General features: G+C 69.4%; 19 protein-coding genes and 1 riboswitch. Of the genes, 10 read left to right on the top strand and 9 right to left on the bottom strand.

Translation table 11 applies throughout. From position 1 onward, the window contains the following. Positions 1-9: 9 nt before the first annotated feature. The 3 genes from PRL19_RS14310 to PRL19_RS14320 form a co-directional block, all read right to left on the bottom strand. On the bottom strand, positions 10-1,113 hold the full coding sequence (locus PRL19_RS14310) for an ABC transporter ATP-binding protein (protein ID WP_045981305.1): 1,104 nt from the start codon (positions 1,111-1,113) through the stop codon (positions 10-12). Positions 1,114-1,335: 222 nt separating this feature from the next. Next, a complete protein-coding gene (locus tag PRL19_RS14315) occupies positions 1,336-3,243 on the bottom strand; it encodes a DEAD/DEAH box helicase (RefSeq protein WP_194885573.1) in 1,908 nt (635 codons plus the stop codon). A 147-nt stretch (positions 3,244-3,390) separates the two neighbouring features. Next, the gene (locus PRL19_RS14320) at positions 3,391-3,867 is read right to left on the bottom strand and encodes an acyl-CoA thioesterase (protein WP_045999004.1); all 477 of its coding nucleotides are present in this window, start codon (positions 3,865-3,867) and stop codon (positions 3,391-3,393) included. 94 nt (positions 3,868-3,961) lie between these two features. Further along, a riboswitch (TPP riboswitch) is annotated at positions 3,962-4,064 on the top strand. Between the two features lie 70 nt (positions 4,065-4,134). Here PRL19_RS14320 and thiD point away from each other — a divergent pair. From thiD to PRL19_RS14370, 10 genes are read left to right on the top strand one after another with little or no spacing between them, the layout of a single operon-like run. Further along, on the top strand, positions 4,135-4,938 hold the full coding sequence (gene thiD / locus PRL19_RS14325; protein ID WP_273743349.1) for a bifunctional hydroxymethylpyrimidine kinase/phosphomethylpyrimidine kinase: 804 nt from the start codon (positions 4,135-4,137) through the stop codon (positions 4,936-4,938). Beyond that, complete coding sequence (locus PRL19_RS14330; RefSeq protein WP_273743350.1) at positions 4,931-5,890, top strand: FAD-dependent oxidoreductase; 960 nt, start codon at positions 4,931-4,933, stop codon at positions 5,888-5,890. Before thiD ends, PRL19_RS14330 begins: the two co-directional genes overlap by 8 nt. Further along, complete coding sequence (gene thiS, locus PRL19_RS14335; protein WP_273743351.1) at positions 5,880-6,077, top strand: sulfur carrier protein ThiS; 198 nt, start codon at positions 5,880-5,882, stop codon at positions 6,075-6,077. Before PRL19_RS14330 ends, thiS begins: the two co-directional genes overlap by 11 nt. A gap of 3 nt (positions 6,078-6,080) precedes the next feature. Further along, on the top strand, positions 6,081-6,842 hold the full coding sequence (locus PRL19_RS14340; protein WP_273743352.1) for a thiazole synthase: 762 nt from the start codon (positions 6,081-6,083) through the stop codon (positions 6,840-6,842). Next, complete coding sequence (locus PRL19_RS14345; RefSeq protein WP_273743353.1) at positions 6,839-7,435, top strand: thiamine phosphate synthase; 597 nt, start codon at positions 6,839-6,841, stop codon at positions 7,433-7,435. The genes PRL19_RS14340 and PRL19_RS14345 overlap by 4 nt, the downstream gene beginning before the upstream one ends. Then, complete coding sequence (locus PRL19_RS14350) at positions 7,432-8,403, top strand: HesA/MoeB/ThiF family protein (RefSeq protein ID WP_273743354.1); 972 nt, start codon at positions 7,432-7,434, stop codon at positions 8,401-8,403. The genes PRL19_RS14345 and PRL19_RS14350 overlap by 4 nt, the downstream gene beginning before the upstream one ends. After that, on the top strand, positions 8,400-9,332 hold the full coding sequence (locus tag PRL19_RS14355; RefSeq protein ID WP_273743355.1) for an ABC transporter substrate-binding protein: 933 nt from the start codon (positions 8,400-8,402) through the stop codon (positions 9,330-9,332). Before PRL19_RS14350 ends, PRL19_RS14355 begins: the two co-directional genes overlap by 4 nt. Beyond that, a complete protein-coding gene (locus tag PRL19_RS14360) occupies positions 9,329-10,006 on the top strand; it encodes a TenA family protein (RefSeq protein ID WP_273743356.1) in 678 nt (225 codons plus the stop codon). Before PRL19_RS14355 ends, PRL19_RS14360 begins: the two co-directional genes overlap by 4 nt. Beyond that, on the top strand, positions 10,003-10,698 hold the full coding sequence (locus PRL19_RS14365; protein WP_273743357.1) for an ATP-binding cassette domain-containing protein: 696 nt from the start codon (positions 10,003-10,005) through the stop codon (positions 10,696-10,698). Before PRL19_RS14360 ends, PRL19_RS14365 begins: the two co-directional genes overlap by 4 nt. Continuing rightward, complete coding sequence (locus PRL19_RS14370; RefSeq protein WP_273743358.1) at positions 10,686-11,441, top strand: ABC transporter permease; 756 nt, start codon at positions 10,686-10,688, stop codon at positions 11,439-11,441. Before PRL19_RS14365 ends, PRL19_RS14370 begins: the two co-directional genes overlap by 13 nt. Here the strand turns inward: PRL19_RS14370 and PRL19_RS14375 are convergent. The 6 genes from PRL19_RS14375 to PRL19_RS14400 form a co-directional block, all read right to left on the bottom strand. Next, positions 11,428-12,216 (bottom strand): MetQ/NlpA family ABC transporter substrate-binding protein, encoded by a 789-nt coding sequence (locus PRL19_RS14375; protein ID WP_273743359.1) that lies wholly within the window; start codon positions 12,214-12,216, stop codon positions 11,428-11,430. The genes PRL19_RS14370 and PRL19_RS14375 overlap by 14 nt on opposite strands. A gap of 30 nt (positions 12,217-12,246) precedes the next feature. Then, entirely contained in the window at positions 12,247-12,921 is a 675-nt protein-coding gene (locus PRL19_RS14380) for a methionine ABC transporter permease (RefSeq protein WP_045981317.1), read from the bottom strand. After that, positions 12,911-13,945, bottom strand: coding sequence for a methionine ABC transporter ATP-binding protein (locus PRL19_RS14385; RefSeq protein WP_420704398.1), 1,035 nt, complete (start codon positions 13,943-13,945; stop codon positions 12,911-12,913). The genes PRL19_RS14380 and PRL19_RS14385 overlap by 11 nt, the downstream gene beginning before the upstream one ends. 201 nt (positions 13,946-14,146) lie before the next feature. Then, positions 14,147-15,976, bottom strand: coding sequence for a response regulator (locus PRL19_RS14390; RefSeq protein WP_139598141.1), 1,830 nt, complete (start codon positions 15,974-15,976; stop codon positions 14,147-14,149). Continuing rightward, the gene (locus PRL19_RS14395; RefSeq protein WP_045981320.1) at positions 15,966-16,829 is read right to left on the bottom strand and encodes a CheR family methyltransferase; all 864 of its coding nucleotides are present in this window, start codon (positions 16,827-16,829) and stop codon (positions 15,966-15,968) included. The genes PRL19_RS14390 and PRL19_RS14395 overlap by 11 nt, the downstream gene beginning before the upstream one ends. Continuing rightward, positions 16,826-19,891 carry a response regulator gene (locus tag PRL19_RS14400; protein WP_273743361.1) on the bottom strand — a complete coding sequence of 1,022 codons (3,066 nt, stop codon included), beginning with the start codon at positions 19,889-19,891 and terminating at the stop codon, positions 16,826-16,828. Before PRL19_RS14400 ends, PRL19_RS14395 begins: the two co-directional genes overlap by 4 nt. Between the last annotated feature and the right edge of the window lie 151 nt (positions 19,892-20,042).

The raw sequence follows: 20,042 nt of genomic DNA on the forward strand, positions 1-20,042 counted from the left end.
GAAAAGGGATCAGATCGGGTCCAGCGCGCGGGCATCCTGGGGATGCCAGCCGATGCGGATGACCTGGCCGGGGTCCAGACGGGTCTGGCCGATCGTGTTGCGCATCTTCATGACGAAATTGTCGCTGCCGGCGACCTTCAGCCGGGCGCGCAGGATGTCGCCCATATAGATGACCTCCATCACCTGCGCCTCGATCGTGTGGGCGCCCTGGGACATCATCTCGGGCTTGAACTCGACCCGTTCGGGGCGGATCGACACGGTCGTGCGCTGACCCCTCTCGCGGATGTTCACGGCGGTGGCGTCGATCACCCCGCCCCCGTCCAGCCGCACCAGCGCCTTGTCCCCATCCAGCTGCTCGATCGTGCCGGCCAGGGCGTTGTTCTCTCCGATGAAGCTTGCGACGAAGCTGTTCTCGGGGCGCTCGTAGAGATCGGACGGCGGGGCCAGCTGCTGGATGCGCCCGTCGTTGAAGACCGCGATGCGGTCCGACATGGTCAGGGCCTCGCCCTGGTCATGGGTCACATAGACGACGGTGATTCCAAGTTTCTCGTGCAGGTGCTTGATCTCGAACTGCATATGCTCGCGAAGCTGCTTGTCCAAGGCGCCAAGCGGCTCGTCCATCAGCACCAGTTCGGGGTCGAACACCAGGGCGCGGGCCAGGGCGATCCGCTGCTGCTGCCCGCCGGACAGCTGCGCCGGACGCCGGTTCGCGAACTTGCCCATCTGGACCATGTCCAGCGCGCGGGCGATGCGCGTCTGGCGTTCGTCCTTGCCCATCCCGCGGACCTCCAGCGGAAAGGACAGGTTCTCTCCGACGGTCATGTGCGGGAACAGCGCATAGTTCTGGAACACCATGCCGATCCCGCGCTTGTGCGGTGGCACCTGGTTGATCGGACGCCCGCCAAGACGGATCTCTCCGTTCGTCGCGGTCTCGAAGCCCGCCAGCATCATCAGGCAGGTCGTCTTGCCGGAACCGGACGGCCCCAGCATCGTCAGAAATTCACCCCGTCCAATCGACAGATTCAAGTCTTTGACGACAAGTGTCTGTCCATCATAGCTTTTTTGCACATGCTCGAAGGCGACGAATGCGTCGCCGTGGCGGTCGTCCAGCAAAAGCGCTCTCCCTGTTATGTCGTTGGTTATTCAGCGCAAGGATCAGGTTAAGCGTCGCCCTGCCCGACTGGCAATATCAATTGCGACATTCCATGCCCCGAACGCGTCGCGCCCGAAACCCCGCAAGGGAGCTTCGGGCGCGAGGGCCATGTGGATTGCAGAGCGTGCAGGGCCCACTGCCTGTTTGTCAGGCAGTTGCTGGGCACCGCGGGCAGTTGTCGGTCAGGCGGGCCGCTTGGGTCCCTTGCGATGCGCCTTGGGGGCGCCCGCCTTGTCGCCGGCGGGCCTAGACTTGGCCCAGGCCGGCTTGGGGCCCTTGCCAGCGTCGGCCGACGACTTCTTCTTCCACGACTTCACGGCCGCATGCGGTCCAGTCTCGCGCGGTTCGGCGGGGGCATCATCGGGCAGCCAGCCGCCGCGGGCGGACTTGACGCGGGCGTGGTGACCCTCGTCCGACGCGGCGTGCTTGGCACGCGGCGCGGGCTTGCGACCCTCGGAACGGTTGTCGGTGCGCGGGGCGCGGGGCGCCCGCTCGATCGGCGCGTCCAGGTCGGGGGCGCCGTCCATGCGGCGCATGGTGACCTCCGGGGTGATCTCGATGAAATCGCCGAACTTGGCGGCGACTTCCGACGCGATCTGGATATAGGACAGGTCCTGCTTGACGCGGATCGCGCCGATGCTGTCGCGGGTGATCCCGCCCGCATCGCAGACCTTGGGCAGCAGCCAGCGCGCCTCGGCCCGACCGGAATGACCGACCGACAGCGTGAACCAGACCGAAGGGCCGAACTCGCGCTGCGCACGGGGGGCCATCGGTGCGGGGGGCGCATGCGCCTCGGACAGTTCCTCGGCGGCGGGGCGGCCTTCGCGCCACAGGCGCAAGAAGGCGGCGGCGACCTGTTCGGCGCTGAACTGCTCCAGCAGCTGCGCGGCCAAGGCGGCGTCGTCGCCCACGGGTTCATGCAGGCCGGGATGGTCCAGCATGCGCTGATCGTCGCGCGCCCGCACCTCGTCCGCGGTCGGCGCATCCAACCATTCGGCCGAGACCTTGGCGTTCTGCAGCAGACGCTGTGCCCGACGATAATCGGCCGACGGCACGATCAGCGCGGACACGCCCTTGGAGCCCGCGCGCCCGGTGCGGCCCGACCGGTGCAGCATCGTGTCGGGGTTGGTCGGCAGGTCCGCGTGGATCACCAGCTCCAGCCCCGGCAGGTCGATGCCACGCGCGGCCACGTCGGTGGCGATGCAGACGCGGGCGCGCCCGTCACGCAGCGCCTGCAGGGCGTGGGTCCGCTCCTGCTGGGACAGCTCGCCCGACAGGGCCACGCATTTGAAGCCCCGGTTCGACATGCGCGCCAGCAGGTGGTTCACGTTGGCCCGCGTCTTGCAGAAGACGATGGCGGTCTGCGCCTCGTGGATGCGCAGCAGGTTGAAGATCGCGGGCTCGCGGTCGCGGGCGGTCACGGTATAGGCGCGATAGGCGATGTCGCCATGCTGGCGCGCCTCGCCCATGGCGGCGATGCGCAGGGCGTCGCGCTGGAAATCGCGGGCCAGCTTCTCGATCGCCGACGGCACCGTGGCCGAGAACATCAGCGTGCGGCGCTCGACCGGGGCGGCGCCCAGGATGAACTCCAGGTCCTCGCGGAAGCCCAGGTCCAGCATCTCGTCGGCCTCGTCCAGGACGGCCGCGCGCAGGTCCGACAGGTCCAGGCTGCCGCGGTCGATATGGTCGCGCAGGCGGCCGGGCGTGCCGACCACGATCTGCGCGCCGCGCTGCAGGGCGCGCTTTTCGTTGCGATAGTCCATACCGCCGACGCAGGTCGCGATCTGCGCGCCGGTCCCGGCATAAAGCCATTCCAGCTCGCGTGCGACCTGCAGCGCCAGTTCGCGCGTGGGCGCGATGGCCAGGGCCAGCGGCAGCTCGCCCGCGATGATGCGGTCGCCGTCCAGAAGGTCCGCGCCCATTGCCAGGCCAAAGGCCACGGTCTTTCCCGACCCGGTCTGGGCCGAGACCAGCACGTCGCGACCCGCGGCCTCGGGCGCCAGCACCGCCGACTGCACGGCAGTCAACGTCTCATAGCCCTTGTCGGCCAACGCCGCCTGAAGCGGCGCGGGGAAATTCAGTTCAGTCATGTGATTCGCCAAAATGCGGGGGCCGTGAGCGACCCGATGAGCGGCACCTATCGTCGCTGCGACCGGCCCACCCTGCACCCGCCGCCCCGGACTAGCAGGGCCAAAGGCGGTTCCCTACGCGGTTTGGATCGCAAAGTCCACGCCCAATCAGGGGGTGTTCGACGCGGCCTCCTGGCGGGCCGCGATCTCGCGCCGCATGGTGCGCCTGACCTCGGCCGACCGCCAGCGCTGGCGGTCGATATCGTCCTCAAGCTCGGGCTTGGGGACCGGCACAGGATGGCCGCGTTCGTCGACCGCGACCATGGTGAAATAGCAGGAATTGGTATGCCTGCGGGTACCGCGGCGGATGTTCTCGGCCTCGACCCGGATGCCGACCTCCATCGAGGTGCGGCCGGTATGGTTCACCCGCGCGCGAAAGGTCACCAGCTCTCCCACGTGGATGGCCTCCTTGAAGGTCACCTGGTCGACGGACAGGGTCACTGCATATTCTCCCGACCAGCGCGACGCGCAGGCATAGGCCACCCGGTCCAGACAGGCCAAAAGCGCGCCTCCATGCACCTTGCCGCTGAAATTCGCCATGTCCGGCGACATCAGCACCGTCATCTCCAGCCCGCGCCTGTCCATCTGTCCCCCGTCCGCTGCCCCGCCATCCTGCGACAATCGCGCGGGCGCGAAAAGCCCCCCTTGCGCCCCGCGTCCGCCGCGCCTAGCCTTGGGGGGCAAACCGTTGGGGTGTCCCGTCACAGGGGCTGAGAGGCGACAGCCAACCCATCGAACCTGATCCGGGTCATACCGGCGGAGGGAACGGTGCAGATATCCGCGCGGCCATCGGCCCGCCCTGTGTCCCCACCCCTTTGCCCGGTCACGACCCGCCACATTACGGGGGACGACGTGACAGCACCCATTGCCCTGACCATCGCCGGGTCCGATTCGGGCGGCGGCGCCGGCATTCAGGCGGATCTGAAGACCTTTTCGGCCCTTGGCTGCTATGGCGCCAGCGTGGTGACCGCGCTGACGGCGCAGAACACCCGCACCGTGGCCTTGGTCGAACCCGCCAGCCCCGCGATGATCGCGGGGCAGATGCGTGCCGTTCTGGACGATCTGGACGTCCGGGCGGTCAAGCTGGGCATGCTGGGCGGGGCCCAGGCCATCGCCACGGTGGCCGGCGGCCTGGACGGCTGCGGCCTGCCCATCGTGCTGGACCCGGTGATGGTGGCGAAATCGGGCGACCGCCTGTTGCCGCCCGATGCCATCGACGCGCTGCGTGCCCTGCTGTCATGCGCAACGCTGCTGACCCCGAACCTGCCCGAGGCCGCCTGCCTGCTGGGTTGTGCCCCGGCCACCACCCCGGCCCAGATGGCCGAACAGGGCGCCGCGCTGCGTGCCATGGGCGCGGGGGCCGTGCTGATGAAGGGTGGGCATGGCGACGGCGCGATCTGCACCGACCTTCTGGTGACCGCGCAGGGGGCGACGCCCTTCAGCGCCCGACGCCTGTCCACCCGCAACACGCATGGCACCGGCTGCACGCTGTCGGCGGCCATCGCCGCAGGCCTGGCACACGCCCTGCCGCTGGAGCAGGCGGTCGGGGTCGCACACCGCTATCTGCAACGCGCGATCGCGGCGGCGGACGATCTGTGCGTGGGGTCGGGGCACGGGCCGGTGCATCATTTCCATGCGGTCTGGTCGCATGGCTGACGTCACCATCATCGGCGCGGGCGTGGCCGGGCTGTTCGCGGCCCATGTGCTGGTGCAGCGCGGGCTGACACCGCGCATCCTGGACCGCAACGGCGCGCCTGGCCCACACGGCTGCTCATGGTGGGCCGGCGGCATGCTGGCCCCGCAATGCGAGGGCGTGACCGCCGACCCCGTGATCACCCGCCTTGGCGCAGAGGCCGCCGATGCTTGGTCAGTCGTTACGCCCGTCACGCGGCGCGGCACGCTGGTCCTGGCGCTGGACCGCGACCGGGCGGAACTGGCGCGCTATGCACGCCGCGCCACGGCGCATCACCCCTGCGACAGCGCCGATCTGGAACCAGACCTGCCACCCCGGCCCGGCCTGATCTTTCCGACCGAGGCGCATCTGGACCCCCGACGTGCCTTGGCGGACCTGGCCGCGTGGCTGGCCGCGCGCGGCATCGGCATCGAATGCGCGACCGCCGAGCCCGGCGACGTCTCAGGCCAGGTGATCGATGCCCGCGGACTGTCGGCCGCCCTGCCCGACCTCCGCGGCGTGCGCGGCGAGATGGTCGTTCTGCACGCGCCCGACATCGCCCTGAAACGGCCGGTTCGCCTGCTGCATCCGCGTCATCCGCTGTACATCGTGCCCCGCGCGGGCGGCCTGTTCATGCTGGGCGCGACCCAGATCGAAAGCGCATCCCGTGCGCGTCCTACCGCCCGGTCGGTGCTGGAACTGCTGTCGGCGGCCTATGCGCTGGACCCCCGCTTCGCAGAGGGCGCCATCGTCGAGATGGGCGCCGATCTGCGCCCGGCATTTCCCGACAACGTCCCGCGCGTGACCGTCCGAAGGCGGGTACTGCACCTGAACGGGCTGTTCCGTCACGGATACCTGATGGCCCCCGCGCTGGCGCGCCAGGCGGCCGATTACCTGATCACCGGAACCAAGGGAGAACTGGTCCATGAGGATTGAGGTCAACGGAACCCCCCGCGACATCGCCGCCGCCACCGTGGCCGACGCACTGTCCGAACTGGGCTGGGGCGAGGCCCGCGTGGCCACGGCGCTGAACGGTAATTTCCTGCCCGCCGCGTCCCGCCCGACGCAGGCGCTGCGCGACGGCGACCGGCTGGAGGTCCTGGCACCCATGCAGGGAGGATAGGCGATGCGTGATTTCTATGGCGTCACCCTGCCCAACGCGCTGATGCTGGGCACCGCCCAATACCCGTCCCCGTCAATCCTGCAGGAGGCGTTCCGCGCCAGCGGTGCGGGCGTGGCCACCGTGTCGCTGCGCCGCGAGGCGGGCCAGAGCCAGGCCTTCTGGTCGCTGATCCGAGACATGGGCGTGCGCGTTTTGCCCAACACCGCCGGCTGTCACAGCGCGCGAGAGGCCGTGACCACCGCCCGCATGGCGCGCGAAGTCTTTGAGACCGACTGGATCAAGCTGGAGGTGATCGGCCATGCCGACACCCTGCAGCCCGATCCCTTCGGCCTGCTGGAGGCCGCGACGACGCTCTGCGCCGAGGGATTCCAGGTGTTCCCCTATACGACCGAGGATCAGGTTCTGGCCGCCCGCCTGCTGGATGCGGGGTGCCGGGTGCTGATGCCCTGGGGCGCGCCCATCGGGTCTGGCCTTGGGCTGAACAACCGCCACGGGCTGCGCATGCTGCGCGCGGCCTTTCCCGACGTGCCGATGGTGATCGACGCGGGCCTTGGCCTGCCCAGCCATGCGGCGGAGGCGATGGAGATGGGGTTCGATGCGGTCCTTCTGAACAGCGCGGTGGCGCAGGCGGGCGACCCGGTCGCGATGGCCCGCGCCTTTGCGCTGGCCGTGCAGGCGGGCGCCTTGGCGCGCGACGCCGATCCCATGGGGGTGCGCGACATGGGTGCGCCCTCCACCCCCCTGATCGGGAGGGCCTGGCTGTGACGCTGCCGCGCTTCTATCCGATCTTCGATGATGCCGCATGGCTTGACCGCGTTCTGCCCCTGGGCGTCCGGCTGGTCCAGCTGCGGCTGAAGGACCGCGACCCCGCCGACGTCCTCGACCAGATTGCCCGCGGGCTACGCCTGACGCGCGCACATGGCGCGACGCTGGTCGTCAACGACCACTGGCAGGCGGCGATCGATCTGGGCGCCGACTGGCTGCACCTGGGGCAGGAGGACCTGGACGACGCCGACCTGCCCGCGATCCGCCGCACCGGGCTGCGGCTTGGCGTCTCGACCCATGACCGGGCGGAACTGGACCGTGCGCTGGCGCTGGCCCCCGATTATGTGGCCCTTGGGCCCGTCTGGCCCACGATCCTGAAAAAGATGCGCTGGCATGAACAGGGCTTGGACCGGGTCACCGAATGGAAGGCGCTGGTGGGCGACATTCCGTTGGTCGCGATCGGCGGGCTGACCCCCGATCGCGGTGCGCAGGCGCTGGCGGCGGGGGCGGACATCGTATCGGCCGTGACCGACATCACGCTGAACCCCGACCCCGAGGCGCGGATCGCCGACTGGCTGGCGGTGACGGCATGAACCGCTATGCCCGCCAGATGGTGCTTCCGGGCATCGGCGCCGCAGGCCAGGATCGGCTGGCGCAGGCCCACGTGCTGGTCGTGGGCGCAGGCGGGCTGGGCTGCCCCGCGCTGCAATACCTGGCCGCCGCGGGAGTGGGTCGGATCACGCTGGTCGATCCCGACCGCGTGGAGGAGACGAACCTGCACCGCCAGCCCCTGTATCGCATGGACCAGGTCGGCAGACCCAAGGCCCAGGCCGCGGCGGCCGCATTGGCGGTGCTGAACCCCGACTGTCAGGTGGTGCCGCGTGTGGAATGGCTGACCCCGGCCAACGCGGGCGGTCTGGTGCAGGCAGCCGACGTGACGCTGGATTGCGCCGACAGTTTTGCGGTCAGCCTGACGCTGTCGGATGCCTGCATGGCGGCGGGCAGGCCGATGATCACCGCCTCTGCGCTTGGCCTGTCGGGCTATGCCGCGGGCTGCTGCGGCGGGGCGCCCAGCCTGCGCGCGATCTTTCCCGACCTGCCCGCGCAGGCCGCCAGCTGTGCCAGCGCAGGCGTGCTGGGCCCCGTCGTCGGGATGATCGGAGCGCTGCAGGCGCAGATGGCGCTGGCCGTGCTGCTTGGCCTGGAGCCTCGGCCCTTGGGGCGGCTGATCACCTGGGACGCAGGCGGCTGGCGGATGGGCGGCTTCCGCTTCGACACCGCGCCCGAACCCGCCGATCCCCTGCCTTTCATCGCCCATGCTCAGGTCTCCCCCGGCGACCTGCTGATCGACCTGCGGACCGAAGCCGCGCCCATCGCCGGCGCCCGCCACCTGCCCCCAGACCGCATCGCGCATCTGGACCCCGGCCCCGCCCCGCGGGTGGTGCTGGCCTGTCGCACCGGCCTGCGCGCGCACAATGCCGGGCAGGTGCTGCAATCACGCTGGCCGGGGCGCATCGCCCTGCTGGCCCTGACCGATGACGACCTGAAAGGACGCCCATGAAGACGCTGACCCTGGCGCTGGCCGTGCTGGCCCTGCCCGCCCATGCCGAAACCCGCCTGACGGTGATGCTGGACTGGTTCGTGAACCCCGACCACGCCCCCATCGTGCTGGCTCAGGAACTGGGATATTTCGCCGACGCCGGGCTGGCGGTTCAGACCGTGGCCCCGTCCGACCCGAACGATCCGCCGCGCATGGTCGCCGCCGGGCGCGTCGATCTGGCCGTCAGCTATCAGCCGCAGCTGCACCTGTCGCGTCACCAGGGCCTGCCGGTGACCCGCGTCGGCACGTTGGTGGAAACGCCGCTGACCTGTCTGGTCGTGCTGGCCGACAGCGGTATCACCACCCCTGCCGACCTGTCCGGCCGCAAGGTCGGCTTTGCCGTAGCGGGCGTCCAGGAGGTGATGCTGGACGCCATGCTGACCGATGGCGGGCTGGCCCCCGACGATGTCGAACAGATCAACATCGGCTGGTCCATCGCGCCCGCGCTGATGTCGGGACAGGTGGACGGCGTCATCGGCGCCTTTCGCAACTTCGAGCTGAACCAGCTGCGGCTGGAGGGGTTCGAGGGCCGCTGCCTGAACCCCGAGGATCACGGCATCCCCGCCTATGACGAGCTGATCTATCTGGCCGATCCCGCCCGCATGGATCGCGCCGCCATCGCGGCCTTCCTGGAGGCCACGGAACGCGCGACGGCCTTCATCAGGAACGACCCCGACGCGGCATGGCGGATCTTCGCGGAGACCGCCGCCGAACTGCGCACCCCCCTGAACGAGGCCGCATGGGCCGACACCTGGCCCCGCTTTGCCGGGCGCCCCGCCGCGCTGGACGCGGGCCGCTATCTGCGCTTCGAGGCGTTCCTGGCCGACCAGGGCGCCACGCCGGGCGGACAGTCGCTGTCCGATCTGGCCATCGACGTGACCGCACCATGAGCGCGCCCGACTATGGCCGCGCCTTCGCGCTGTGGCGGGACGCGGCGGGGGATCACTGGGACGCCTATGTGGACCATGCCTTCGTGCGGCAGCTGGCGACGGGCAGCCTGCCCCGCGACAGCTTCCTGCACTATCTGCGGCAGGATTACGTGTTCCTGCTGCATTTCGCGCGGTCCTGGGCGCTGGTCTTTGCCAAGTCGGACCGGATGTCGGAGATGGCGCTGGCCTCCTCCATCGCCCACGGCCTGCTGAACGGAGAGATGCCGCTGCATGTCGCGATCTGCGGCCGGGAAGGCATCACCGAAGGCATGCTGCAGGACACACCGGAATCTCCCGCGAACATGGCCTATACGCGGTTCGTGCAGGCCACTGGCTATGCGGGCGACATGCTGGACCTGCTGGCGGCGCTGGCACCTTGCGTCTTCGGCTATGGCCAGATCGGGCTGGCGCATGCGGACAGCGGCGGCCCCTATGGAGAATGGACCGCGACCTATGGCGGCGCCGACTATCAGCGCGTCTGTCATGACGTCGGCGCGCTGATCGACGCGGCGCTGGAGGCGCGGTTGGGCCCCCACTGGCCCGCCCTGCCCCGCGCGCGGACGCTGGCGCGCCATTTCACCCAGGCCACCCAGCTGGAGGTCGGGTTCTGGCAGATGGGGCTGGACCGGACATGATCCGCATCACGGGCGATCTGATCCTGGACGGGCGGGTGCTGCTGCCGGATCTGGCGCTGGACTGTCCTCCGGGACGCTGGACGGCGCTGATGGGGCCGTCGGGGGTGGGCAAGTCGACCCTGGGCCGGATCGTGGCGGGCCTGCCCGTGGCCGCGCGTCTGGCCGGGGCGGTGGATGTCGGGGGCCCGGTCACGCTGATGGGCCAGCAGGATCAGCTGCTGCCCTGGGCCGATGCGCTGGCCAATGTCACCATCGGCGCGCGGCTGCGCGGGCAGGCCCCCGACCGGGCCCGCGCCCGTGCCCTGCTGGCCGATCTGGGCCTGGCGGGTTTGGAGGCGCGCCGCCCCGCCCAGCTGTCGGGCGGCCAGCGTCAGCGCGTGGCCTTGGCCCGCACCCTGATCGAGGATCGCCCGGTCGTCGTTTTGGACGAGCCCTTTTCGGCGCTGGACGCCGCCACGCGGGCGCAGATGCAGGATCTGGGGGCGCGGCACCTGGCCGGGCGCACGGTGATCCTGATCACCCACGACCCGCTGGAGGCCGCGCGGCTGTGCCACGCGGCCATCCTGCTGGATGCCCGGGGAACCCGCCCGCTGGCCCTGCCCGCGACGCCCACGCCGCGCGCGCTGGACGACCCGCAGGTTCTCGCGGCCCAGGCCGCGCTGTTCCGCAGCCTGATGCCATGCGCGGCCTGATCGCCGTCCTGATCGCGCTGTCGGTCTGGCAGGGCGTGGTCTGGGCCAGCGGCGTGCCGCCCTTCATCCTGCCCGGACCGGCGCGGGTGGCGCAGGCACTGATGGATCACGCCGCGATGCTGGCGGTGAATGCGCGTTTTACGCTGGCCAATCTGACGGCGGGGCTGGCCCTGGGGGTGGCGCTTGGGGTCGGGACGGCGGTCAATCTGGCGCTGTCGCCCGCGGCGCGGTGGCTGCTGCGACCGATGCTGATCGCGGCGCAGGCGGTGCCGGTCTTTGCGCTGGCCCCGATCCTGACGCTGTGGCTGGGCTACGGCGCGCCCAGCAAGGTCGTGATGGTGGCGCTGGTGGTGTATTTCCCGGTGGCGTCGGTGCTGTTCGACGCGCTGATGCGCCCGCCCGCGGCGCTGGACGATCTGGCGCGGTCAATGGGCGCGCGGCCTTTGCGGCGGTTGACGCTGATCCAGCTGCCCGCCGCCCTGCCCGCGCTTGGGTCGGGGCTGCGGCTGGCGGCGGTGCAGGCGCCGCTGGCGGTGATCGTGGGCGAATGGGTCGGCTCCAGCCGGGGCCTGGGCCATGTGATGCTGATGGCGAACGGGCGGGGTCAGACCGACCTGATGTTCGCAGCCCTGGCCATGCTGACCGCGATGGGACTGGCGCTGTTCGCCGCGGCGGGCGCGGTCCAGCGTCTGACGGAAAAGGGCCGCCCCGAAGGACGGCCCCAGGCGATCACCACGAGGTGATGACGGCCCCGTCGTATTTCTCGTCGATGAAGGCCTTGACCTCGGGCGACTGATAGGCCTCGACCATGGTTTTGACCCAAGGCTCTGCCTCGCGGCCCTGCTGGACGACCAGGATGTTCACATAGGGGCTGTCGGCCTTTTCCATGGCGATGGCATCCGCGCGCGGGGACAGGCCAGAGGCCAGCGCATAGTTGGTGTTGATCACCGCGATGTCGGCATCGGCCAGCGCGCGGGGCAGCTGCGCCGCGTCCAGCTCCAGGAACTGCAGGCCCTTGGGGTTGTCGCTGACATCCAGCGGGCTGGGGACCAGGCCCGTGCCCTCGGCCAGGGTGATCAGGCCCAGATCCTGCAGGATCAGCAGCGCGCGGCCGCCATTGGTTGGATCGTTCGGGATCGCGACCTGCGCGCCCTCGGGCAGGTCGGCGATGTCCTCGACCTTGTCGGAATAGATCCCCATCGGCGTGGTGATGGTGGTGCCGACCTCGACCAGCTCGAAGCCGCGGTCCTTCATCTGGTTCTCCAGATAGGGGCGGTGCTGGAAGCTGTTGGCATCCAGATCACCATCCGCCAGCGCCTGGTTCGGCACGACGTAGTCGGAGAACTCGATGACCTCGATGGTCAGCCCCAGGGGTTCGGCGACCTCGGCCACCTTCTCCATGATCTCGCCATGTTCGCCGGGGGACACGCCGACCTTGATGTCTTCGGCCATGGCGGCGGAGGCCATGGCGGCGGTGGAGAGGGCGATGGCGGATACGAAGGTTGTCAGACGCAGCATGGGATTTGTCCTTTCTTGTCTGCGGGAAATTCAGGCGCCGCGATTGCGGGGGGCGCGGCGGTCGACGCGGGCCGCGATCCATTCTCCAAGCGACTGGACCAGCTGCACCAGCACGATCAGGATGACGACGACGGCAGCCATGACCTCGGGCATGAAGCGCTGATAGCCGTAGCGAATGCCCAGATCGCCCAGGCCCTGCCCGCCGACCGCGCCGACCATCGCGGAATAGCCGATCAGGCTGACCACGGCCAGGGTCAGGCCCAGGGTGATGCCAGGCAGCGCCTCGGGAATCAGCACCTTGCGGATGATCTGGAACGGCGTCGCACCCATGGCGCGCGCGGCCTCGATCAGGCCGGCATCGACCTCGCGGATGGCGTTTTCCACCAGCCGCGCGATGAAGGGGATGGCGGCCAGGGTCAGCGGCACGATGGCCGCGTCCGTGCCGATCGACGTGCCGACGACGGCCCGCGTGAAGGGAATGATCGCCACGACCAGGATGATGAACGGGACCGAACGCGTGGCGTTCACCACCAGCCCCAGCACCTTGTTGATCCACGGCGCCGACAGCAGTTCCCCCCGCTGAGAGCAGGCCAGGAACACGCCCAGAGGCAGCCCGCCCAAGGTGCCCAGGATCGCCGAGATGGCGACCATATAGAGGGTCTGCAGCGTCGCATCCCACAGGATCGGGATCAGGTTAGCGGACATGGCCCAGCACCTCCGTGGTCAGACCGTGTTGCTCAAGGAAGGCGCGGGCCTGGTCGCCCCGGTCCTGGGGGACCGAGATCAGCAGGTTGCCGAACGGGCGCGTGCCGATCTCCTCGATGGTGCCGCCCAGGATGTTGGCGCTGATGCCCAGATCGGTCGCCAGCCGCGCCAGCATCGGGTCGGTCGCATGCGTGCCGGCAAAGGTCACGCGGATCACCTGGTCGCCCGGCGGATCGGTCTGCAGCCGCGCCGCGACGAAGGCCGGCAGCGTGGCGCCCGTGACACCGGACAGGAAGCGCCGGGTGGTCGGGTGCTGGGGGCGGGCAAAGATGTCGTAGGTCGGACCGGCCTCGACGATGCGGCCCGCCTCGATCACCGCCATGTGGCTGGCGATGTCGCGCAGCACCGCCATCTCATGCGTGATCAGCAGGACGCTGACCCCCAGATCGCGGTTGATCTGGGCCAGCAGGTCCAGGACGGTCTGCGTGGTCTCGGGGTCCAGCGCACTGGTCGCCTCGTCCGACAGGAGGACCTTGGGGCCGGTGGCCAGGGCGCGCGCGATGCCCACGCGCTGCTTCTGCCCGCCCGACAGTTCCGCAGGATAGCGGTCGGCCAGCGCGCCAAGGCCCACCTGCTCGATCAGCTGGTCGACGCGGGCGCGGATCTGGCCGCGCGGCGTGCCCGCGACCTCCAGCGGCAGGGCGATGTTGCCCCGCACCGTGCGCGAGGCCAGCAGGTTGAAGTGCTGGAAGATCATGCCGACATCGCGCCGGATCGCGCGCAGCGTGGACCCCGTGGCGGTGCCCACGTCGCGCCCCGCGACCGTGACGCGGCCCGTCGTCGGACGCTCCAGCCCGTTCACCATGCGCAGCAGCGTCGACTTGCCGGCGCCGGACCGGCCGATGATGCCGGTGATGCTGCCCTCAGGGACCGACAGGGTGATGTCGGCCAGCGCCGTCACCTGCCCTCCCGCCTTGGGAAAGGACTTGCCCAGCCCTTCGAAGGTTATCGCCGCGCCGGTCATCCGCATCCTGCATGCTTGCCAAAAGTCAGGGCGCGGTCCTGCCCGAAACGGCCGCCGGGCGCAAGCCGTGCCGCAGCCGCACCGTGATCATGCACGGAACGGTCGTTCGCGCGCCGCGCAGCCTGCCGGAACGCAGGACCTGCCCCAGCCGATGCGCACGGACCGCGGCGGTCGGGACGCGCATCGGGCAGGACGGCGTCCTTATTCAGCGGCGTCTGGCACCCCGCGCGCCAGAAGCGCGGTCAGGATCGTGCGCAGCGTGTCGGGGCGGAACGGCTTTTCGATCAGCGGCGCATGGTCGAACCCCTGCGGCAGGTTCTCGCGGCCATAGCCCGACACGAAGCAGAACGGCACCGACAGGCTGTCGAAAAGGGCCGCGACCTCGTCCACCGGCTCTCCCTTCAGGTTGCCGTCCAGCAGGGCCAGGTCGATGGGCCCGTTCCGGGCGGCGGCCATCGCCTCGGGGACGCTGCGGGCGACGCCGGTGACGGTGGCTCCGGCATCCTCCAACTCATAGCGCAGGTCCAGCGCGACCAGCGGCTCGTCCTCGACCAGCAGGACGCGCGCGCCCTCCAGCGTCGATGCGCGGATGACGGGCTGGCCGACCAGCGCCTCGGCGGCGGCGGCCTGGCCCGCCAGCCGGGTCACGCCGTCGGTCAGACGGATGGTCCAGACGACGCCGTCGGGGTTCCAGTCGGCGCTGACCGCGGCCGCATCGCCGCCGCCGGCCGCCCCGATCAGCGTCATGCCGAAGCCCATGCGCGACGGCGCGGTGACCGCCGGCCCGCCCGTCTCGCGCCAGGTCAGGACCAGGCGCTGCCCCTCAAGGCGCCAGGCGATGTGCACGATCCCGCCCGGAACCGACAACGCCCCGTATTTCGCCGCATTCGTGCCCAGTTCGTGCAGCGTCAGCGCAAGGCGCAGCATGGTGTCGGGGGCCAGTTCCACCGGCGGGCCGTCGCGGCGCAGCCGGTCGCCGTCCAGCGTGCCCGAACTGATCTGGTCGTCGATCAGCTGATCCAGCGGTGCGCTGGCCCAGGTCGCATCCGACAGGATCGAATGGGCGCGGGCCAGTGCCTGCAGGCGTCCGCCAAAGCTGGTCTCGAATTCGGGCAGGCTGCCGGATTGGCGCAGGCTTTGGCGGGCGATGGCCTGAACGTTGGCCAGGGTGTTCTTGATGCGGTGGTTCAGCTCTCCGATCAGCAGGGCGCGGACCTCTTCGGACTGCTTTCGTTCGGTGATGTCCTGGACCTGCAGCGACAGCGACTGGCGGTTCAGACCCTCGGACAGGACCGATCCATAGACCTCACAGCAGATCGGGCCGATATCGGCGTGATCCAGGCTGATCTCGGCCGAGAAGCGCGGGACGCCGTCCTGCTGGCTGTCCAGCCAGCCGGTCAGCAGCGCGGCCCCCTGTTCGTCCAGCCAGCCCGCCGCGGTGGCGGTCATGCCCAGCATGTCTCCCGCGGGCCGCCCGAACATGCGTTCGGCCCCCTTGGACCAGCTGCGCACGCACAGGTTCCGGTCCAACGTCACAAACGCCAGCGGCGAATTGTCGGCATGCGCCTTCAGCTGCGCCATTGCGCGGTCGCGGTGCAGTGCGATGTCCTGCATCTCGTCGCGCTGGCGCTGCAGGTCCTTGGCCTGGCGGCCGATGCGGAAGAACACCTCGGCCTTGGATTTCAGCACCACCGGGTCGATGGGCTTGAAGATATAGTCGACCGCCCCCGCCTCGTACCCGCGGAACCGGCGGGCCTCGTCCATCTCGGCGGCGGTGACGAAGATGATGGGCACGCCGCGGGTGCGTTCGGTGGACCGCATCAGCTCCGCCAGCTCATAGCCGTCGGTGCCGGGCATCTGCACGTCCAGGAAGGCCAGCGCGTAATCGTGCTGCAGCATCAGTTCCAGCGCCTCGGTCGCGGACCGCGCGGTGTCGACAACCAGCCCGTCGCGCCGCAGCAGCGCCTCCAGCGCCATGATGTTTTCCGCGATGTCGTCGACGATCAGGAAACGGATGGGTCTATCGGGCATGAACAGTCTCCTGGTCGGCATTCCGGCGCCAGATCCGGTCCGGTTCAGCAAAGGCCGCGAAGGACGCGGCATGGGTGGAAAAGCGCAAAGTCTCGTGAGAACCGAGACCAAGAAAGCCGCCCCGCGCCAGCGCCTCGGCGAACAGGCCCACGGCGCGGTCCTGCAGCGTCCCGTCGAAATAGATCAGCACGTTCCGGCACGACACCAGCTGGACCTCGGAAAAGACCTGGTCGGTGGCCAGGTTGTGCTCGGTGAACACCGTGCGCGACCGCAGGCCCCGGTCAAAGGCCGCGCGCCCATAGGCGGCGGTATAGTAATCCGACAGCGATCCCAGCCCCCCCGCCCGCTGATAGTTCTGCGAGAAGACCGGCAGGCGATCGATGTCATAGATGCCGGCCTCGGCCCGGGCCAGGGCGCGGCGGTTGATTTCGGTCGCATAGAACATCGTGCGGTCGAACAGCCCCTCCTCGCGGAACAGGATGGCCAGCGAATACAGCTCCTCGCCATCGGCACAGCCCGCCACCCAGACCTTGAGCGAGGGGAATGTCCGCAGATGCGGGATCACCTCGCGGCGCAGCGCCAGGTAATAGGCCGGATCGCGAAACAGCTCGCTGACCTGCACGGTCATCGCGTCAATGATGTCGGGCAGAACCGCGGGATCGTGCAGCAGGCGGCCCTGCACCTCGGACAGGGTCGCGCAGCCAAGCCTTTCGCGCGCCAGTTCGGCGCGACGGGCCAGCGATGCGCGCGAATAGGACCTGAAGTCGTAATGGTGGCGCCGGTTCAGCGCCTCCAGGAACAGGTCCAGCTCGATTGCGTCGGCCGCGCGCAGGGGGACGGGATCGACGCTCATCGCGGCATCCAGACGCGGGTCAGCGACAGCAGCTTGTCGACATCCAGGGGCTTGGGCAGATAATCGTTCGCCCCCGCCGCCAGGCACTGGTTCTGATCCTCGGCCATCGCCTTGGCGGTCAGCATGATGATGGGCAGGCCCTTCCAGCGGTCGATCTTGCGGATCTCGCGCGTGGCGGTCAGGCCGTCCATCTCGGGCATCATCACGTCCATCAGCACCAGGTCGATCTTGGGCGCGGCACCGTCGTTGATGCGACCCAGGGCCTCCAGCGCCTCGCGGCCGTTCCGGGCGATCTGCACGGTCGCGCCATGCGGCTCGAACACGCCGGTCAGGGCGTAGACGTTTCGGATGTCGTCCTCGACCACCAGGATGCGGCGCCCTTCCAGCTGCGCATCGCGGTTCAGCGATGCGGCCAGCATGTCGCGCTGTTTCTGGGGCAGGTCGGACACGACCTGATGCAGGAACAGCGTAACCTCGTTGATCAGGCGTTCAGGCGACTTGGCGCCCTTGATGATGATCGATTTCGAATAGCGGCGCAGGCGCTGCTCCTCGGCCTCGGACAGGGCGCGCGCAGTATAGACGATGACCGGCGGGAAGGACGCCGTTCCGTCCCCGTCCAGCTGCTCCAGCACCTCGAACCCCGAGGCGTCCGGCAGGGTCATGTCCAGTACGATGCAGTCGACCGTCTGGCTGCGGCAGATCTGCAGTGCCTCGGCGGCGGTACCGGCGCCCACCGTCTCGACCCCGTCGCTGGTCAGCAGCGCTTTGAGCCCCAGCATCTGCGCGGGATCGTCCTCGACGATCAGCACGCGGCGCAGGCGCTGTTCCAGGCGGGTCTCCAGATTGCGGATCGCCGTGGCCAAGTCGTCGCGCCGCACCGGTTTCATCATATAGCTGATGGCGCCCTGGGCCAGCGCCTCCTTGGTGTAATCGTCGGCCGAGACCATATGCACCGGGATGTGTCGCGTGGTCGTGTCACGCTTCAGCCGGTCCAGCGCGGACAGGCCCGAATGGTCGGGCAGGCCCACATCCATCACGATCGCCTGCGGCAGGAAATGGCGCGCCGCACGCACCGCGTCATCCGCTCGGCCCACGCAGACGCAGCGGAAGCCCAGCTCCTGCGCCAGACCATAGAGGATGCGGGCGAATGCCGGATCGTCCTCGACCACCAGCATCACCCGGTCGCCGGCGCTGATGTCCGCGCGGTCGTCCTCGACCCCCGGCAGGGCGTCCAGCATCATCGGCGCGGGTTCGGGCATCGTGGGCGCGGGCAAGGACCGCCGCGCAGGCGCCGGCGATTGCAGCGCCGGGGCGGCGGGCAGGATCAGCGTGAAGGTGCTGCCCTTGCCGGGCGCGCTGGTCAGCGTGATGCGCCCGCCCAGCAGATCGGCCAGTTCACGGCAGATCGACAGGCCCAGCCCCGTTCCGCCAAAGCGGCGCGAGATGGTGCCGTCCGCCTGCCGGAACGCCTCGAACACGGTCTCCTGCTGGCTGGCGTCGATGCCGATGCCGCTGTCCTGCACCGACAGCGCGATCCCCTGCGCCGCCGGGGAAATGTGCAGCACCACCTGCCCCCGTTCGGTGAATTTCAGCGCGTTCGAGATGAAGTTCCGCAGCACCTGCTCCAGACGCTGCCGGTCGGAGGAGAACGCCGCGACCGTGGGATCGACCTGCGCCGACAGGGTCAGCCCCTTGTCGCGGGCCTGCGCCTCGAAGGCGCGCACCAGCTTGTCGGCCAGCGCCTGCGGCTCGACCGTGTCGCGCGACACGTCCATCTTGCCGGATTCGATCTTGGACAGGTCCAGGATGTCGTTGATCAGCGCCAGCAGATCCTTGCCCGATGCCTCGATCGTCTCGGCCCAACGGACCTGCTCCTCGGACAGGTTGCGGCCGCGGTTGTCCGACAGCAGCCGCGACATGATCAGCAGCGCGTTCAGCGGCGTGCGCAGCTCATGCGACATGTTGGCGACGAATTCGGACTTGTAGCGGCTCTCCTGCGCCAGCTCCTGCGCCTGATCCTCCAACATCCGGCGCGACCGGGCCAGCGCATCGCGCTGTTCCTCCAGCTCCTGGGTCTGGCTTTCAAGCTGGGCGTTCTGTTCTTCCAGCTCTGATTGCTGAGCCTCCAACCGGCGCTGGCTGTCCTGCAGGGCGCGGGTCTGCTCCTCCAGCTCCTCGTTGGACGCCGCAAGCTCCTCGGTATGGGCGCGCAACTCCTCGGCCTGACGGCGGGTCTCCTCCAGCAACTCTTGCAGCTGCTGGCGGTACTGGGCGGATCGCAGCGCAATGCCCAGCTTATCTCCGATACGCTCGAACAGGTCGATCACGCGAGGCAGCGGGGCGGCATCCAGCCCGAACTCCAGCACGCCGTTGATCAGCTGCCCGTCCCGCATCGGCACGATCAGCGCATGCGCCGTGCGCCCCCGCGCCAGTCCCGTCGCCCAGCCCAGCGCCTGGTCCGGCGCCAGGGACATCTGCAGGATGCGACCTTCGGTGACGGCGCGACCCAGATGGCCTTCGTCGTCCGCCACGCGTTCCGCCAGGGCGTCGCCGTCGGTGCCCCATTGCGCCAGCCGCAGGTGGCCATGTCCATTGCGGGCATAGGCGACGGCGGCCCGCGCGCCGATCCGGTCGGCCAGCACCTGCAGGACCTGGCGGGCCAGCTTTTCCGCGGTCAGGTCACCCTGGACGGCACGGGACACCGCGACCTGGGTGCCGGTGATCCAGTCGGTGTCCAGCAGCTTGCCGCGGGTGACGATCAGCCTTCGCCCCAGAAATCCCAGGCACAGATACACGATCCCGGCCAAGCCGCGGTTCACGGCCGCCACGGTCGGATCGATGCCGGTGTTGTCCTTCTGGAACGCCAGCGCCATCGCCACGCAGACTAGCACGGCCGTGGCCACCGGCAGCGCGGGCCAGCGCGCGAAGACCGCAAGGCTCAACGGCAGGATATAGATTAGCCAGACCGCCGTCCCCAACGGCACCATCAGATCGAGGGTGAACACGCCGGCAAGCGCCGCTGCGATGACGACCAGAATCGTCAGGTCTTGGGTCTTGGTCACGATCTCTCCTGGTCGGCGGCATTTTCGACGTCACCGTCGAACGCCGCGACAGGACCTTTCGTTCAACCGCCTGTGATCAATATTTGATAATCCGGTGCGACCCAACGGTCCCCGTCATTCGCGCCGCATGGCCATATCCAAACCGGACGGT

Source organism: Paracoccus marcusii (assembly GCF_028621715.1).
GTDB classification, from domain to species: domain Bacteria; phylum Pseudomonadota; class Alphaproteobacteria; order Rhodobacterales; family Rhodobacteraceae; genus Paracoccus; species Paracoccus marcusii.